This window comes from Sphingobacterium bovisgrunnientis (genome assembly GCF_009829085.1).
GTDB lineage: Bacteria > Bacteroidota > Bacteroidia > Sphingobacteriales > Sphingobacteriaceae > Sphingobacterium > Sphingobacterium bovisgrunnientis.
This window is the reverse complement of record NZ_WUQY01000038.1, coordinates 1-13,390: the sequence shown is the minus strand read 5'-3', so window position 1 is coordinate 13,390 and position 13,390 is coordinate 1. Positions and strand designations below refer to the sequence as shown.

Below are 13,390 nucleotides of genomic sequence, written 5' to 3'. Positions count from 1 at the left end.
TGTTTAAAATTAGCAAATATGAATGGACAAAATAAAAATCAGTCATTAGAAGTGCATCAACAACATCTTTCCACTGTTATCATAAAGATGAAAAAGCAAAAAAATTAACAACAATGAATATGACTAAGAATATTTTTAGAAATCGGATTTTCATTAAGTACCCCATACGGGCGATAATGGCAATAGAAATGCTTTTATGTATGAATAACAATGTTCACGCACAACAACAGGAAATGATTGTGCGCATTTCAGAAATCGAGATACATCCTCAACATCTGGAGGAATACAAAGCAATCCTAAAGTACGAAGCCGAAGCATCGGTAAGGCTTGAAAAAGGTGTTATTGCCATCTTCCCCATGTTCCAAAAGGACAACCCGACACAGGTACGAATACTGGAAATGTACGAAGACCAGGATTCTTACCAATCTCATTTGAAAACCGAGCATTTCCTAAAATACAAGACAACCACACTCCACATGGTCAAATCATTAAAACTTGTGGATATGGATGCACTGGATCTGGAAACTGCGGCACAAATTTTCAACAAGATGCCAGCTAAAAAAAGATATCAGGCTACACCGCCTGCTCCACAACCATTTGGCACAGAAGCATTTCAAAAATCAGGTGAGACCGTAATCCGATGGATGGGCAACGGTGGCTTTTTTATTAATAGCAGGGGATCCACGCTTATGGTTGACCCATTGCTTAAAGGATTCGACATACCCGTACTATTCAACGCACCTATAGACCCGAAGGAAGTTCCCCATCTGGACGCTGTAATGATCACACATAGCGATAACGACCACTACAGTATACCAACACTAAAGGAACTTTCTGCGGTTACGAAGATATATCATTCTACGGTCTATGTTGACACCTTGATGAGATACGAAGGCTTTAGATCTAAAAGGCACAGAATCGGCGACAGCTTCAAAGTTGGAAAGATGAAAATTACTTTGACACCTGCTGACCTTGATTGGCAGAACGAAGATCCCGATAAAACTCGAAATTTCGCGAAGGAAGATTGTGACGGTTTTTTAATCGAGACTGCCAATGGAACCATCTGGGCCCAAGGTGATTCCAGTCTCCTGCCAGAGCATTTAAACCTTCCAGTTCCCCGATGCTATTTTCTTTTTATTTTTCAGATAATGAATGGCATTTTACACTTGAAGGGCATTAAAAGTTGCAGAAGCCTACCCGAATCCGCCATTACTACTGTCTCATTGGAGAACAATTGATGCTCCGGATTTCACGCCATTTAACGCCGACCCGGAGAAACTAAAAAGCTTGGTCAAAATCCCCGAACGTGTAATTGTACTGGCCCCCGTTGAAGGTTATACATTGAGACCGTTAAATAAAAAATCAGATAAAAGTGGAAATAAATAATGGTGATCTATTTTCGGTTGCTGAATTACTAGCTATCAACAAATCAGATCATTTTTTGAGACTAACTTCTCCTTAGGAAAGAAGCTTAAATGTCCAATTATTGGAGATAAATGACTAGTTTTAACCATTGTATTTTTTATGTTTCAAGCACAAATTTACTTACGATAATCAATGACTCAAAATACCAAAACACGCACTTAGAATGAAAAGAATATTACCACTAATAACTACAATCATATTTTATTTCAACTTTTCGCATTCCTCTTTAGCGCAAGAAGAGAAGAAAGAAAGACTGACTAATTATCTAAACACCCTATTTACAAATAAAAAAGTGATGGGATCTGTTGCGATTTCACGTAATGACAGCATAATCTACAGTAAAGCAATAGGATATGCTAATGTCGAAAAAAATAAACTTAACGATAACAACACAGCCTTTAGAATTGGTTCTCTTACCAAAACTTATACAGCAGTATTGGTTATGAAAGCAATAGAAGAAAAAAAAATAAAACTAGATGATAAATTAAATCTCTATTATCCTCAAATAAAAAAATCTGATAATATTACCATAGAAATGCTACTTAATCATCGGTCTGGACTGTATAATTTCACAGAAAAAGAAGAGGAAAATACATGGAGTCAAACATTTCATACAGAGGAAGAAATTATTAATTTTTTCAAAAATGAAAACAACTATTTTGAGCCAGGTACAGACTACGCATATTCAAATACAAATTATGTGCTATTAGGTTTTATTCTTCAACGATTATACAACAAATCCTATAATGAAATATTACAACAAAAAATCTGTCAACCACTAAATCTACAACACACATATTTTAAAAATGAAATTGACGAAACATTAAATGAAGCCGTGTCGTATAATATACAAGACGAGTTTATTCAAAACTCGTCTTGTAATTATGCTGCCCATTTTGCTAGTGGAGGCATTTTTTCATCAGCTATTGAGGTTAATCAATTTATAGCTGCGTTATTCAACAATAAAATAATTTCTTCTGAAAGCCTAAGTTTAATGCTTCCTAAAGAAAAAGGTTCGTATGGTTTTGGCATAGAAAGAACAGCTTTTAATAGTCCAGAAGAAGGATATAAGCACGGGGGGCGCGTTGAAAATTATTTTGCTGAATATTGGTATTTCCCTAAAGAAAAGATTGGAGTAGTCTCTTTAGCAAACGCAACAAATATATCTCCATTCTATATGAATAATTTCTTTATTCAAACCGAATACGGAATGAATCCCAATATTCCGAATTTTAAAAAAACTAATGAGCTTACTGAAGAAGAATTTCAACAATTAAGTGGAACTTATAGTAATGAAGACAAAACGTATTCATTCACAATTTCATCGAATGGAAATTATTTAATTTTCCAAAATTCAGCGATAGGTCAAATGTTCATTTCATTTGAATACACAAATGAAAATGAATTTCTTTATGAAGATATAAAATTAACTTTCTATCCTAATGAAGCTAAAGCTATAGTCATACAAGGAAATTCTCAAGAGGTATTTTTAAAAAAACAATCATTACCGTCCGATAAAAGTTAAATTGGTTTATCAAATTTTTATTATTATGAATATAAGTTTATTATCGTTTTATGAGATTAATTTACGAGAACATTTCTAATAGAGTATTAACAACTTCTTTTTGTGTAGAATTTTCAATTTCTCCAAGCTTGCCCTTTAATCTTTTTTTATCAACAGACCTTATATGGTCTAAAGCAATCTGACCCTGCTTTCCATCTACGTTACAATTTACGCGCATAGGATAAGGCTTTAGTGTCGATGTGAGCGGTGCTATAATTAGTGTGTTTAAAGCATTATTCATTTCATTTGGTGAAACTATAACAGCAGGTCTAATTTTATAAATTTCGCTTCCAATGGTAGGATTAAGGTCAATAAAATAAACTTCAAATCTTTTTACCATGTCCATTCTGTTTTGTCGAAATCATTATCAAAATAGTCTAAAACCTCTTTATCTGTTAAAGAGTTGGCTTTTAATAACATTTCTTCCCAGTTTTCACGATGTTTTGGTTTAACTGCTTCGATAATGATTTTAGAATCCTTGACACTTAAAGAAACTTCATCCGTAACATGGAGTTGGTCAAGAATTTGTTTTCCTATTATAATACCAAAAGAATTACCAATTTTTCTAATTTTAGTTTTCATATTATTAAAGTTATAACAATATTATAACATGTCAAAATTTGATTATAAAATTTAACCTTTTTTGAGACTAATACCCGCCAAAATGTCGCTTCTTTAAGAATACATAATCTACTATAAACTGTATTCACTTTTAAATAAAGTCTATAATATTTTTCGTATCGTAAAACAACTATAGTTTTTTTTTACTAAATTAATCAATAAAGATTTACTGCAGGAACAAAAAACAGTAATTTCGAACTCAAGTAATTCGTCACAAAAAAGGTAGATACTCCAAGTACGCATAACAGAAAAGCCTGATTAAATTTCAGGCTTTTTTTTAGTGGGTATACCGTATTTTAACTATGGTATATTTTACTTATATAAATTGATTAAAACTTCAGATAAAAATTCAGTTAAGTAATCCAATCTATAAGAATATGTCGCCCACATATGAATATTTAATCTATTTCTTCTAACTCAAATATATCCTCCACATTAACATGTAAAATTTTAGCTAATTTTAAAGCTAACACTACTGATGGTGAATACTTATTAGATTCAATTGATATTATTGTTTGACGAGATACCGAAACTAGCTTTGCTAAATCAGATTGAGTTAATCTTTTTTTTGACCGGAAACACCTTAAATGATTAACCACTATACCACATGTATTTTATATGAAAACCTAAATATAAAAACTATCCAAAATATTAGAAGGCTTATTATAAACAGGAGCATTAATAAACCTTCATTTGGCGAACCTAAAATAATAATACTCAAAAACATTAAAAAAATAAAAAATAGTTGGCTTAAAGCAGCTATTTGAAAACTTTCTACCCTAATTTTTTTAATTCTTTCGTCTTCATATTTTTCCTCAGAAAAACAAATAAATAGTACACCCAACAGAAAGCTTATCAACGAAATTGAAGCAATAGTAAAAATAATTGGCCTAACCATCATAGGTAATTCAGCGTCTATAAGAAGATATCTTATGGATAAAGGAAGGTCGCTTAATTGAATAAGTAGCCAGCCTATAAGACCTATTGGAGCCATAATGAATCCTTTCTTTTTGAAACGATTGGGAAGTAATATTTTCATAATTTTAAATTTAAATGTTAAGTAAACTTAACATTTTAGTTGTTTACTTCAAACCATTTAAATATTTTTAACAAATCGATACACTTAGCTGTTTTTCAATCAGTTCAAATATGTTAAATACTGAAGATAAGCAAACTATTTACCTAAAGTCATTTTCTTTATTTCCTCATCTGTATGCGTATCTAAAATCTTTGCGTAGCGGTAGAAAGTAGCACGTGTCAAATTAAGTGCTGTATATATTTCCTCTGGACTCTTTTTGACATCTTTGTAAACTGAACGCATAAGAAATAATTTAGAAATGGTTTCTTTGCTATATCCCTTGGGCCTACCTCCTAGCCTACCACGTGCTCGGGCTGATTGTAGACCGGCTTTCGTTCGTTCACGGATTAATTCACGTTCATATTCCGCTAATGAAGCCATAATATTCAAGAACAATCGACCATTGATAGTACTGGTATCAACACCATCAGTCAAGCCCTTTATGATGATACCTTTTTCACTTAGCGACAATACCAAATCAATAATATGTTTTAGACTTCTACCCAATCGATCAAGTCGCCAAACATAAAGTTCATCTCCTTCTCTAAACTGTTCGATCATCTTATCCAGTTCAGGTCGATTCTTTGTCGAGCCTGAAATTTTTTCCTCAAAGATCTTCTCACAACCTGCCTTTTGAAGGGCTTCAATTTGCAAGTCTAAGTTCTGATCTTTAGTCGAAACTCTAGCGTATCCTATCTTCATATTTTTTCGCATAAACTCATATATAATAAATTTATGAAATTTTATTTAAAGAGACGAGTTTTTAAGATAGCACAAAATAGACTATATACTTGATTCAGAAGCTACATTAATCATCAGTTATAAACAACACAAAATATCAAAATACTACCGTATTGTGAGATGAATTCAAATAGGACAATTCGAAAACTTCAGATTATTAGATTTCTTTCAACGGCCTTTCATCTCTTACCCTAAGGGTACGATGGAAGCTTAGTTATTATCCGTATTTAATTAGGCAATTTTATATAAACTTTCCAAAATACGTTTTGAGTCTTTAATACTTTTAGAACTATTTTTTTCTAAGTATGATATTATAAAATCGAATTGTGACTCAATATCTAAAAATAGACTTTCGATTGTTTCAAAATTATTACTTATTTCATTTTCTTTTACAATTATGTATAATAATTTTCCAACATACCATTCAAGGTGAATCCATAAGTTGGTGTATTCATTTATATAATCTCCAGAGTGAACAATTTGATTTCTATGCAAATAAATTCTTTGAAGTTGATATTCTATAGATTCTTTAGATGAATTAATTCTATCTAAAATAAATTTTAATTTACCAGTTGACATTGGTTTTATCAACTCAGAATATTCAAATGCTAATAATGAAGATTGTTTATTGAATTGATTAAATTTATTTGCAGAGTCTTCTAGAAGCCAATTCATCCATTTTGAAATTGAAATACAATTAATATTTCTATCTAACTCATTAATACCAATGTTTTCAAAGCAATTATTATTTACTTTGTCTACAGAATTAACACGCTTTATTAAATATTTTATATCTCTTGTAAACGCTCCAACTGATATTGTTTTTGCAAGAATATACCTAATGTTTTCTATGTCAGATTTAAATATTCTATAAGGTAATATACATTCAAGTGAAGTCCATATCAAAGAGAGTGAATTTTCTATGGATTTTGAACCTAAACCTAAATTATAATAAAATATTGCTTTCTTAAGATTCTCATCTTTGATAAAATCAAGTTGTGAAGTTTTATTGAAAGTGGTGATCATAGAATCTTTAATTAAGGAATTAATCAAAGTACTAGTTCTTGAATTTACGCTAATTGGGTCACTGTCAATTTTAATTTTAGAAAAAAAATGTTGATTACTGGTACTACGCCTAAAATAGCTATGCTTAAAAAATATATTAAATATCGACAAGCTATTTCTATCTCGATTTATTACTAAATTCCTTAATAAAAACTCATACTGATTTCTAATAAATGAAATAGGGTCTTTAGCTTCAGTACTATAATAAATGACTTTATCTCTTTCAATATATTGCTTTTTATTATAGAATTCAGAATTGAAATCTTTTGCTGATCTAATGTCTCCTAATCCACTTTTATAAACTACCTTTCTTATCTCATTAATCTCAGATTCGTTGCTTCCAATATACACTAGTAATTCGTAAAGGTTCTTATTATTATTGAAAAATTTTGTAAATCTTGCAATATTGATATGATAACCATTATTTATCCACCTTTTAAATACTTCATTTAATGAATTAATACTGTAACCTTTATGTAAATAAAAAGGTATAATTAAATCAATTAAATTTGAAATTTTTATTAATTCTCTTTGAATTTTTATTTCTTCTTTGAAGTCAATTTTATTCAGTTCAATAAGTAATTGAGAAAAGTAGTATTTTTCTAATTGGATAGAAAATTTCTTAAGATTGTATAATATTCCTCTTACTTTATCTAGATTATCATTTCTTAATTCTTCTTCAGGATTTATAGACTTTATATATATTTTCAAATCTTGAAAGTAAAGATTAACAATTATGTCATTATTAATATTCTGTTTTATTGTTTCTGATTGAGCCTCTTTTAAAATTACAACAAGAGTTTTTACAGTTCTTACTCTCTTTAAGCTTAATTTACATAGTTTTATTAATTCATTTAGTTGTGTATAGCCATTGATTGTTCTATGTTTTTTTGAAACAGCTTCATCATAATCACATCTTTGTAAAAATCTCTCAGCTAAAAATTGTTCGGAACGAGTCATATCCTTATTCCAAACATTAGATTTTGGTATCCACATTTAATATCGGTGGTGTTTTTAATAATTACAGCTAACAATTTTGTTAGCAAAACCAATATACAAAAAGTCTCACAAAACCCTCATTGATCCGAAATAATTAAGATGTGATATTGCCGACATTAAAAAGTATAATAAATGTTATTCAGGACTATTGGGTAACCGTATACTTATGAAGTAATTCTTTTTTAAAAAAAATGTAAAAACTATTTCTTTTAATATAATGTGAATATTTAATTTTACAATTCGAAACCAATACACTTTTTAACCAGTTTTACTTATGAACATAAAATTATTATCCTTTTTTATACTTTTTTTGTGTAATAAAGAAGTTATCTCTCAAATAATTCCCCCATCATCAGCTTCTTTTAAAAAAGTCCTAATATTAGAACATAATTTAAACCCAAAAACCGGAAAAAAACTACCTCCCAAAACAATTAAAGAACTTAACGTTCAAGCTGACATTGATATTAATTTTAATGGGAAAACAACATATGTTACATTTAATAGCTCTATAATAGGAGGAGAAAGCGTATCGATTGTTCTATTTTCAGAAACAGTTGGGATAGATTCTGAAAATAGAGCACGTTATCTTGCAACAAGTGAATCTATCATCCATGATAAAAAATATAAATGGCAGTTTTTTTACACAAACGATGAAATCCAGGCTGTTGAATTTTTTGTATCTGATAGTAATAAAAGCTTCTTCTTTTTAAATGAATAATAATTATCACAAAAGACAACAAATGAAGGGCAGTAGAGCATGTCCGTAGGGATGCATGGCAAAAAATGGGTGGTAGGTATTACACAGCTTTATGACCTTTATGTTTAAACAGATATTCTATATATAAAGATTTTCTATTTTATTAAGTGGTTAAAAAGACTGTCGGGCAACTTTTCTTTAATGATAGCTCTTGAGTCGTCAGTATCTTCAACAAAGGACCAAGTGATTCCAGAATCTTCTGAAATAGCAAAAAGGCTTCTAATTTCACTATGTTCTTTTGCTTTACGAAACCTAGTAACTTTGTATTTAATAACATTGTACAAATCTTTATCATAATCAATTACAGAAGGATTAACTTCTTCCAAGTTAATTGTGACTTTTATACCCTTATTTTTCATTTCGACATAAATCAAGCGTATTTGTTCAGCTAATTTCTCTACCAATTCTTCTTCACTATATCCCGTGTTTTGTTCTGCAAGTTCTGTCAAAAAGGGAGTATACATCTTTTCAATAACATACTCGTATTTTCCATTTTCCATAGCATCGAAATACAATGTAATACAACTATTAAAAACATCATACTCATCTTTTGTAAGCTCACGCAATGATTGAATCTTGTCAGTTAGATCTGATGATTTTTGAGTACTAGTATTACAAGAAGATGTAAAAAACATTAAACAATAATAAATTATAATGAAGGTATAAAAACTACGCATAAAAATTTAAATATGACATCACTAGCGTCCTAAATAATTAAAAAATGGCGGTGAATTTATATAGCAGAGATTGCTATATTTATTTTGCTAAAAATCACCCACCGCCATGGTAAATATAAATGTATTTTCTCAGATTCTGGGTCTTGTAGACCGTACTATTTTTAACAGATTGGTTGACCTTTACCAGAGTGACAAACATCATAAGGGTATTAACAGTTGGGCTCATCTGGTAAGTATGCTTTTCTGCCATTTGTCTTCGGCGGATTCCGTGCGTGATATCAGCAACGGTCTTCGCAGTACTACGGGCAACATGAGCCATATGGGTATTTCCAGAGTTCCCAGTAAATCGAACCTGTCCTACATGAATGCGCATCGTGATCATGTTCTTTTCAGGGATCTCTATTATGCGCTGTTGGACAGGCTCTGGAAGGATCACCCCCATCAGCGATCGGAACTCAGGCAGCTTAAAAGAAAGATCCTGCTGATGGATGCGACGGTCATTCCTTTATGTCTGTCGGTTTTTGACTGGGCAAAGTTCCGGAGCGCCAAAGGAGCGGTAAAATTGCATACGATATTGGATTATGATGGCTGTATGCCAAGCTTCGTACATATCACAGAGGGTAAACGGCATGAATCCAAGGTTGCCAAATCCATCTCTTTTCCCAAAGGCTGTGTAGTTGTTGTCGACCGGGCTTACGTAGATTACAGCTGGATGAATGTTTTGGACAGCAACAGCTGTTTCTTTGTCACACGGAGCAAATCCAACATGAACTACACGGTTGTCAAAAGTTTTCAGAGCGATATCATGAAGCAGCATGGAATACTTGAGGACCATATTGTGAGATAAATTCATCCCTAAAAAAGTAACCCAAAATATCTTCCTAATAAAAACTAGATCATGCGATCATTAAATATGCGATAAGTCATTTTATTCTTGTCCACCAAGCCATAGTTCGCCACGTTTAAATGAATATGTTTCAATGATTTCCCCGACTGATTCTCTAAATTTATGAGTCCGATGTGGCTTTTTTAAAAGTTTTTTAAACCATTTTACTGAGTCATTATAGTCTTGTTCTGAAGCATATATTTCTGGTTCTCCAACCTCAGTATTATCATAGTGATCTTCATCTAAACGATACCCCCAATCTAACTTGGATAGCCTTATCTTTAAAATTCCGTAATTGCCAAGTTGTATTTTTTTATCTATTTCAGGTATGTAAAAAGCATTTTCATTAAATTCAATACTGTCAGCAATCGCACATACAACTTGCGAATGAGAGAAGCGTGGTTCAAAAAGCCAAATTTTCAAATAATATGGTTGTCCAAGATTATCTAGCTGTCTTTTCCATTCTTCATAAATATCCAAAAGTCCATTGAGCATTTTTTGCTTTGTCTTTCTTTTAGGCTCTGGAGTTACACTATTTATTAAAGACAAACCATTCCAAGGATAGACGCCAATTTTCACGTAGCAACGGTCACTTTCGTTAAGTAAATAGTCCGTTAGATTGAGGCCTAGATTGTCTTGACGCCAATTTTCAATGTGGTTCCATCTTCTCTTATGTCCACGTATTTTTTTCAGTTTCACTATTACCTTTTTGAATTGAATTATAATAATTGTATTAGCTGAACTAATATACAATTAGTTCAGCTGATATTACTCTACAGATTATTTAACATCAGTGATAAGTCTCACAAAACCCTGGTTTTTACACGCAACAATTAATGGATATTACGGATTGATTTGTGCCAAATTTTTCGGTTCGATCTGTGCCACTTTTTTAGATCATTAATTTACCCTGTTGCATTACAAACAATCAGCAGCTTAACCAATATATTTGACCCAATGGACTTAAAACAAATTGTAACTGTACATTTGGATGGTTTAAGCAATCTTAAAGTAGTAACTTTTTTTAGGAATCTCTCGTAATACCGTCAACTCTTACCTTAGACTCTTTAAAACCAAAGGATTACATCGCCTACTATTCTTGAACTAGATGAATATGCGCATTCTGATATATTCTCATGATTTACTACCGTAGATATTAATCGCCATAATGATCCAATGCTATATCTGGATAAGATGAATAATGAATCCAATCATCCAGGCCTTACTTACCAAAATCATTACCAACAATATGTCGAATAAGTTAAAGATCCATATAACTATACTCAATTTTTTAAAACATTATCACCAGACATAACCTACGCGATAACCAATAATAAAAAGTTGCTTCATTAATGCCGTTTTCAGAACAGTAAGCTTTTTTGCCTTTACCGCTTATTTGCCAATCTGTTATCATAGATTACATTGACGCACTTTTTTCTTGCAAACTCAACATTCAATAATATGAGCAACAGTTAAGCTATTAAACATGTACTTAAAAGGACGTATACAGATATTTAAGTCAGTTTTGATTCTATAAAATTTACATTACATTTTATTGAATATTATAAAGAGCTGTATAGAATTACTGTGGGACGGTGGATATAATTGCATGTACGTATGAAACAACACAGCGCGCTGCTACGATCTACTCGTTATCTGCTAACAGTAAAAATCATGATATAAAATATTTTGAGTGGCTAAATTAATATTAGACTTATAAAGCAAATTATTTACTAAAAGCTTTCCAATAAATAAAAGAAAGCCGATTTTATAAGTTCTAAATTTTCAATATTACAGTTGTGAACACTAAAATATAAAAACCTACTCGAATGATCGAGTAGGTTAAATTTATAAATTACGAAAAATCACCTTATACACTTAACGAATGTTAGTTTACTTTTATTGTCTCCCAAAATAAACTTACTAACGTGAGCTTACTGTTTAAATCAAATAACATTATATAATATCATCTGCTGAATGTTCCTCATCTTATATTTATAAATATTCCTTACAAAATACCAGTACGGTGTTTATATTATTATTACTAGATAAGCAAATTTAATTTTTCTTTACTTTAATATATTCCCTGATCTGATAAGATTAGAATTATCTCAGCTCATTAAAAAATGCATATTGATTCTTCAAAAAATATAAGTTGCTTAAAATAAACCGCTATCCCAATTTACAATTGTTCTTATATTTGTAAGTATAGTTACAGAAAAAGGTCCAACACAAAAAATTATATTAAACTCCTTTATTCACTAGTATTTATTCTGAGCCAGAAATTTATTTATTTCATCAAGCATTGCTGGACGTCGTTTATATGTATTTCTCCACAATAAAGTTTGCTCTTTAAGTAAATCTCGCCCAGCAGGTATATCTATATAAATTGTTTGGACCACTTGTAATAATTTCTTATAATCATTCCTATCAGATGCTATCTCTGCCTGTTCATTTAAAAGATGCACATATAAGTACATTAATTCTTGTGGATAATTCTGGTATAGATAAGGATGGAAGCGTAATACAATTTGTAAATCGCTTTGCCTACTTACAAGATCAATTAAATGATCAAACATTTTCTCTTCAACTAATATTGGCCCTAATAGATATAACAGCACATAATCAGGCATTTGTATAGATCTATTTAATGACTTTTGATCTTTAAGAACATTTTCCTTGATCAAATCAATCTTATTTTTTATAACATCTTGCCATTCATCTTTAGTATACGATTCTTTCCATTTCACATAATATTCCTTATTAAATGAAGATGCAAAAGCTAAATTTTCTAAATATTTACGAATCGTAAAAATATCTCCTTGAAGTTCTGCAATGTGAAGCAAATACTTTTTCCACTCACTAATCAAACCAAAATGCTTGTTTTTCTCTGCTAATATGAGTCCATCATTGATCAGCGTTTTAGCTGAATCAAATTCCCTTTCTTCAATCAATTCATTAATGAGTATCATCCTTATTTTTGGTAAATGGACATTATCTTTAATAAATTCTTCCGCATCTTTATTCCGACCTTCCTCCAAAAGAAAATGTATCAATTTTGTAAGAAAAGATTCGTAATCATATGTATTATTATTAGTTTTAGCACCTTGTATCATCGTCTTAATAAAAAAAATAAATTCCTCTCTTTTATTAAGATCTATACATAAGTCTGCATATAAGTCTGTTAATGCATACCCATAATTACCATAACTGAAATACTTTAAATCTTGGATTTCCGATTTTAAATAATTGGCAATATTCTCTTTTAGTGGAACAGGTGCTTGATAAGCTAAATTTATGAAAGAGTCTACCGCATTTTCTATAATATCACCGATTGAGCCACTACTGTCGTCTGAATATTCTAGGATGGGGATAGTTTCTTGTATGAAAACTTTCCAAAAATTGTATGCATCTAGAATGTTACCTTTAGATAAATATTGATCTGACTGTCTAGTTATGTTATATAATTCGCGCCCTAATGCTTTACTCGAACTATAATCAGTGAACTACCCATTTGCTAAAGACAAATGGGCTTCGGGCTTCACAGACTTGTGCTTTGTTGCCAAAGTCTTATTTG

General features: G+C 30.9%; 14 protein-coding genes. 4 read left to right on the top strand and 10 right to left on the bottom strand.

Annotation, left to right across the window (positions count from 1 at the left end; translation table 11 throughout):
* Nucleotides 1–119: 119 nt before the first annotated feature.
* Together GOQ16_RS14890 and GOQ16_RS14885 are read left to right on the top strand one after the other, a co-directional pair.
* The gene (locus GOQ16_RS14890) at nucleotides 120–1,238 is read left to right on the top strand and encodes an antibiotic biosynthesis monooxygenase (protein ID WP_204987494.1); all 1,119 of its coding nucleotides are present in this window, start codon (nucleotides 120–122) and stop codon (nucleotides 1,236–1,238) included.
* Nucleotides 1,239–1,588: 350 nt separating this feature from the next.
* Nucleotides 1,589–2,950, top strand: coding sequence for a serine hydrolase domain-containing protein (locus GOQ16_RS14885; protein WP_160070014.1), 1,362 nt, complete (start codon nucleotides 1,589–1,591; stop codon nucleotides 2,948–2,950).
* A 61-nt stretch (nucleotides 2,951–3,011) separates the two neighbouring features.
* Here the strand turns inward: GOQ16_RS14885 and GOQ16_RS14880 are convergent, their stop codons facing one another.
* The 6 genes from GOQ16_RS14880 to GOQ16_RS14855 form a co-directional block, all read right to left on the bottom strand.
* Entirely contained in the window at nucleotides 3,012–3,329 is a 318-nt protein-coding gene (locus tag GOQ16_RS14880; RefSeq protein WP_204987493.1) for a type II toxin-antitoxin system PemK/MazF family toxin, read from the bottom strand.
* Nucleotides 3,323–3,571 carry an AbrB/MazE/SpoVT family DNA-binding domain-containing protein gene (locus GOQ16_RS14875; protein WP_160070012.1) on the bottom strand — a complete coding sequence of 83 codons (249 nt, stop codon included), beginning with the start codon at nucleotides 3,569–3,571 and terminating at the stop codon, nucleotides 3,323–3,325. The genes GOQ16_RS14880 and GOQ16_RS14875 overlap by 7 nt, the downstream gene beginning before the upstream one ends.
* Before the next feature lie 437 nt (nucleotides 3,572–4,008).
* On the bottom strand, nucleotides 4,009–4,209 hold the full coding sequence (locus tag GOQ16_RS18175) for a helix-turn-helix transcriptional regulator (protein ID WP_160070011.1): 201 nt from the start codon (nucleotides 4,207–4,209) through the stop codon (nucleotides 4,009–4,011).
* Nucleotides 4,209–4,649, bottom strand: coding sequence for a hypothetical protein (locus GOQ16_RS14865; RefSeq protein ID WP_160070010.1), 441 nt, complete (start codon nucleotides 4,647–4,649; stop codon nucleotides 4,209–4,211). The genes GOQ16_RS18175 and GOQ16_RS14865 overlap by 1 nt, the downstream gene beginning before the upstream one ends.
* 135 nt (nucleotides 4,650–4,784) lie before the next feature.
* The gene (locus GOQ16_RS14860) at nucleotides 4,785–5,390 is read right to left on the bottom strand and encodes a recombinase family protein (RefSeq protein WP_160070009.1); all 606 of its coding nucleotides are present in this window, start codon (nucleotides 5,388–5,390) and stop codon (nucleotides 4,785–4,787) included.
* Between the two features lie 270 nt (nucleotides 5,391–5,660).
* Nucleotides 5,661–7,490 (bottom strand): RNA polymerase beta'' subunit family protein, encoded by a 1,830-nt coding sequence (locus GOQ16_RS14855; RefSeq protein ID WP_160070008.1) that lies wholly within the window; start codon nucleotides 7,488–7,490, stop codon nucleotides 5,661–5,663.
* Nucleotides 7,491–7,767: 277 nt separating this feature from the next.
* Here GOQ16_RS14855 and GOQ16_RS14850 point away from each other — a divergent pair, with 277 nt between their 5' ends.
* The gene (locus GOQ16_RS14850) at nucleotides 7,768–8,211 is read left to right on the top strand and encodes a hypothetical protein (protein WP_160070007.1); all 444 of its coding nucleotides are present in this window, start codon (nucleotides 7,768–7,770) and stop codon (nucleotides 8,209–8,211) included.
* Between the two features lie 134 nt (nucleotides 8,212–8,345).
* Here the strand turns inward: GOQ16_RS14850 and GOQ16_RS14845 are convergent, their stop codons facing one another.
* Nucleotides 8,346–8,885 carry a hypothetical protein gene (locus GOQ16_RS14845; protein ID WP_160070006.1) on the bottom strand — a complete coding sequence of 180 codons (540 nt, stop codon included), beginning with the start codon at nucleotides 8,883–8,885 and terminating at the stop codon, nucleotides 8,346–8,348.
* Between the two features lie 148 nt (nucleotides 8,886–9,033).
* On the opposite strand from GOQ16_RS14845, the gene GOQ16_RS14840 reads away from it, so the two are divergent.
* Complete coding sequence (locus GOQ16_RS14840; protein WP_160070005.1) at nucleotides 9,034–9,774, top strand: IS4 family transposase; 741 nt, start codon at nucleotides 9,034–9,036, stop codon at nucleotides 9,772–9,774.
* Nucleotides 9,775–9,855: 81 nt separating this feature from the next.
* On the opposite strand, the gene GOQ16_RS14835 is transcribed toward GOQ16_RS14840, so the two are convergent.
* The 3 genes from GOQ16_RS14835 to GOQ16_RS14830 form a co-directional block, all read right to left on the bottom strand.
* Nucleotides 9,856–10,512, bottom strand: coding sequence for a hypothetical protein (locus tag GOQ16_RS14835; RefSeq protein WP_160070004.1), 657 nt, complete (start codon nucleotides 10,510–10,512; stop codon nucleotides 9,856–9,858).
* Between the two features lie 592 nt (nucleotides 10,513–11,104).
* A complete protein-coding gene (gene tnpA, locus GOQ16_RS18435; RefSeq protein WP_438865734.1) occupies nucleotides 11,105–11,227 on the bottom strand; it encodes an IS66 family insertion sequence element accessory protein TnpA in 123 nt (40 codons plus the stop codon).
* A gap of 847 nt (nucleotides 11,228–12,074) precedes the next feature.
* Nucleotides 12,075–12,929 carry a hypothetical protein gene (locus GOQ16_RS14830; protein WP_160070003.1) on the bottom strand — a complete coding sequence of 285 codons (855 nt, stop codon included), beginning with the start codon at nucleotides 12,927–12,929 and terminating at the stop codon, nucleotides 12,075–12,077.
* Nucleotides 12,930–13,390 lie beyond the last annotated feature (461 nt).

What these genes read in the sequence shown, in the direction of transcription:
- GOQ16_RS14890 (WP_204987494.1), top strand. Translation starts at nt 120, where the DNA reads ATGACTAAGAATATTTTTAGAAATCGGATTTTCATTAAGTACCCCATA.
- GOQ16_RS14885 (WP_160070014.1), top strand. Translation starts at nt 1,589, where the DNA reads ATGAAAAGAATATTACCACTAATAACTACAATCATATTTTATTTCAAC.
- GOQ16_RS14880 (WP_204987493.1), bottom strand. Translation starts at nt 3,329, where the DNA reads ATGGTAAAAAGATTTGAAGTTTATTTTATTGACCTTAATCCTACCATT.
- GOQ16_RS14875 (WP_160070012.1), bottom strand. Translation starts at nt 3,571, where the DNA reads ATGAAAACTAAAATTAGAAAAATTGGTAATTCTTTTGGTATTATAATA.
- GOQ16_RS14865 (WP_160070010.1), bottom strand. Translation starts at nt 4,649, where the DNA reads ATGAAAATATTACTTCCCAATCGTTTCAAAAAGAAAGGATTCATTATG.
- GOQ16_RS14860 (WP_160070009.1), bottom strand. Translation starts at nt 5,390, where the DNA reads ATGAAGATAGGATACGCTAGAGTTTCGACTAAAGATCAGAACTTAGAC.
- GOQ16_RS14855 (WP_160070008.1), bottom strand. Translation starts at nt 7,490, where the DNA reads ATGTGGATACCAAAATCTAATGTTTGGAATAAGGATATGACTCGTTCC.
- GOQ16_RS14850 (WP_160070007.1), top strand. Translation starts at nt 7,768, where the DNA reads ATGAACATAAAATTATTATCCTTTTTTATACTTTTTTTGTGTAATAAA.
- GOQ16_RS14845 (WP_160070006.1), bottom strand. Translation starts at nt 8,885, where the DNA reads ATGTTTTTTACATCTTCTTGTAATACTAGTACTCAAAAATCATCAGAT.
- GOQ16_RS14840 (WP_160070005.1), top strand. Translation starts at nt 9,034, where the DNA reads ATGGTAAATATAAATGTATTTTCTCAGATTCTGGGTCTTGTAGACCGT.
- tnpA (WP_438865734.1), bottom strand. Translation starts at nt 11,227, where the DNA reads ATGATAACAGATTGGCAAATAAGCGGTAAAGGCAAAAAAGCTTACTGT.
- GOQ16_RS14830 (WP_160070003.1), bottom strand. Translation starts at nt 12,929, where the DNA reads ATGATACAAGGTGCTAAAACTAATAATAATACATATGATTACGAATCT.